Origin of the sequence: Caballeronia sp. AZ10_KS36, from assembly GCF_023631105.1 — a bacterium.
In the GTDB taxonomy this organism is placed as follows: Bacteria; Pseudomonadota; Gammaproteobacteria; order Burkholderiales; family Burkholderiaceae; genus Caballeronia.
In genome coordinates this window covers 1-229 of the sequence record NZ_JALQDQ010000093.1, presented here as the reverse complement: position 1 = coordinate 229, position 229 = coordinate 1, and the positions used below count along the sequence as shown (strand labels likewise).

At 63.8% G+C, this 229-nt stretch carries 1 pseudogene; it reads right to left on the bottom strand.

Annotation, left to right across the window (positions count from 1 at the left end):
• Positions 1-229: pseudogene (locus tag NCR35_RS29860) on the bottom strand (outer membrane protein assembly factor BamB); the annotation flags it as partial.

Here is a 229-nt window from a genome sequence, read left to right as displayed (position 1 = left end):
CGCCGACAGATCGTCCTTGAGCTTGATGCGCCAGACATCCTGACCCGTTTTCGCGTCGATCTTCACGACCGAGCCGTTCTCGCCTGCGGCAAAAATTGCGTCGCCCACGGCAACCGGCGCGAACAGATAGCGGCCTGCCTTGCCGACGCTCGCCTTCCACGCCTGGGAGACGTTGAGCACCGGCTTGAACTCGACGAGCGGTGTCGGCACGCGGCGTTCATCCTTGGTG